The organism is Arthrospira sp. PCC 8006 (assembly GCF_046480465.1).
Lineage (GTDB): Bacteria > Cyanobacteriota > Cyanobacteriia > Cyanobacteriales > Microcoleaceae > Limnospira > Limnospira platensis.
On sequence record NZ_PKGG01000386.1, the window covers coordinates 1 to 2597 of the forward strand.

Sequence of the window (2597 nt, forward strand, 5' to 3'; positions counted from 1 at the left end):
CTAAACAACTTTTCAACTGGTGACAATTACCGAGATGGGAATCGATACCCACATAATTCTCAGCAAGTCTCCAATCTTTGTTGGCAATCACCCCGTGCGGAAACCGATACCAACATAATCAGTTCACCCCCAAAATCTTAGTCGTAGGTTGTAGGTAAAGCTATCTGTTAGGGGTAAAGTAGTTCTGGGTAATATCTGGACATGATAGGGTGAGCATTCATATAAACCCGTTACAGGCGTGTTGTAACGGGCTTGTATTCAAAAAATACATAGACACCCCCTACAGTCAGAAACCATAGGGGGCTATTAAGTTATTGAGTTAGGGGTTATCTGTTAGCTGTTAGGGCTTACGCCAACCATCATCATCAATATCATCTCTGTTGATTGGGAGATGGGGTGATTGCTTTTTATCTTCTAACTGTTTTTTACAAACTATCTGATCTAACAAATTTTTCAAAAACTCAAATAATACAGCCTTTACCCAAAACACAAAGTACAGTATAATGTATGGCTATTGTATAAGTGATCACAACCAACTACCATGAGCCGTTACTCTTTAGATTTTCGGAAAAAGATAGTAGAAGCCTATGAAAAAGGGGACACTTCTATCCGAAAAGTAGCGAAACGCTTTTTGGTGAGTCCAGACACGGTAAGGCGACTGGTCAAACAGTATCGATTAACGGGAGACTTATCTCCTCGTAAGTGCGGCACTAAAAAGAAAAGCATTTTATCTAAGCATGAGGAAGCCGTGATAGATATTGTAGAAGCCCACCCCGACCTGACCTTATGGCAATATAGTGAGAAGGTCAGAGAAAAGCTGGGCATAAATGTCAGTACGAGCATGATAGATAGATTTTTAAAGCAGCACGATATAAGCCTCAAAAAAAAACATACAGGAGCGAAAAAGTAGTAACAGAAGAAGTACAGAAAGCGCGAGTAGATTATTGGGAAATAATTAGAGATGTGGATACTGAAAAGCTTGTGTTGATTGATGGGTTTATGGGTAGGAATGAGGAGACCGTTAGCCAGAGCTACGAAAGGGAAAAAAGTGTATGAAATGCGGAAATCCTATCGAGGCAAAAAATGACAATAATTGGTGCAATTAAGCTCTCCGGAGTGGTGGCGACTCAAACATTAGAAGGGTCGATGAAAAAAGAGGATTTTCTCCAATTCATCAAGTTAGATTTATTGCCAAAATTAAAAAAAGGAGATGTAGTGGTAATGGATAACTTAAATTATCATCATGGAGTAGAAGTCAAATAAATGATAGAGTCAGTGGGAGTCAGGGTAGAATATCTGCCGGTGCATTCCCCTGAGTTTAACCCTATAGAGATGATGTGGTCACAGTTCAAAAGTTTAGTGTGCAAGTTCAGGACGGAGACAATGGAATTATTAGTGAGATTGGTAGAAGTGGCGGTAAGCCTTGTGGATTTACAGTGTTTGAATAACTGGTTTACCAAGTGTTGTTACTGTGCTTAATGATTGAGATAAAGGCTGTATTCAAGAAATCGTAGAAAAAGCCGGATGTTAAATTTGGTATTAGCCTGCTTATTCTCCGGACTTAAACAAAAACGGTTAGAGAATGCGTGGATGCATCATTCAACAATTGTCCTAACGTATATGCGTAGTGCTATATCAGAAAATGAGGCGATCGCACTTTCCCCCAAGTGGAGTAGGTTGGGTGGAGGTCACGAAACCCAACCCCACTATATCTAACTGATGTTGGGTTTCACTGCGTTTCACCCAACCTACATGGCTGCGGTTTTGGGAAGTCCGAGAAAATGAGGCGATCGCACTTTCCCCCAAGTGGAGTAGGTTGGGTGGAGGTCACGAAACCCAACCCCACTATATCTAACTGATGTTGGGTTTCACTGCGTTTCACCCAACCTACATGGCTGCGGTTTTGGGAAGTCCGAGAAAATGAGGCGATCGCACTTTCCCCCAAGTGGAGTAGGTTGGGTGGAGGTCACGAAACCCAACCCTACTATATCTAACTGCTGTTGGGTTTCACCCAACCTACATGGCTAGATGGGCGATCGCACTTTCCCCCAAGTGGAGTAGGTTGGGTGGAGGTCACGAAACCCAACCCTACTATATCTAACTGCTGTTGGGTTTCACTGCGTTTCACCCAACCTACATGGCTACATGGGCGATCGCACTTTCCCCCAAGTGGAGTAGGTTGGGTGGAGGTCACGAAACCCAACCCTACTATATCTAACTGCTGTTGGGTTTCACTGCGTTTCACCCAACCTACATGGCTAGATGGGCGATCGCACTTTCCCCCAAGTGGAGTAGGTTGGGTGGAGGTCACGAAACCCAACCCCACTATATCTCAGTTATGTTGGGTTTCACTACGTTTCACCCAACCCACATGGCTGCGGTTTTGGGAAGTCCGAGAAAATTAGGCGATCGCACTATATCTAACTGCTGTTGGGTTTCACTGCGTTTCACCCAACCTACATGGCTAGATGGGCGATCGCACTTTCCCCCAAGTGGAGTAGGTTGGGTGGAGGTCACGAAACCCAACCCCACTATATCTAACTGMTGTTGGGTTTCACTGCGTTTCAMCCAACCTACATGGCTACATGGCTTCATGG

The 2597-nt window shown here is 43.9% G+C and carries 2 protein-coding genes and 1 pseudogene; 1 reads left to right on the top strand and 2 read right to left on the bottom strand.

Going from position 1 to position 2597, the window contains the following annotated elements:
• The first annotated feature begins 541 nt into the window (after window positions 1-541).
• Window positions 542-1479: pseudogene (locus B9T16_RS27720) on the top strand (IS630 family transposase).
• Between the two features lie 511 nt (window positions 1480-1990).
• On the opposite strand, the gene B9T16_RS27725 reads toward B9T16_RS27720, so the two are convergent.
• Window positions 1991-2311 carry a hypothetical protein gene (locus B9T16_RS27725; protein WP_410246291.1) on the bottom strand — a complete coding sequence of 107 codons (321 nt, stop codon included), beginning with the start codon at window positions 2309-2311 and terminating at the stop codon, window positions 1991-1993.
• Window positions 2312-2358: 47 nt separating this feature from the next.
• Window positions 2359-2597, bottom strand: a 239-nt coding sequence (locus tag B9T16_RS27730) for a hypothetical protein (protein ID WP_410246292.1), incomplete at its 5' end; no start/stop codon positions are given.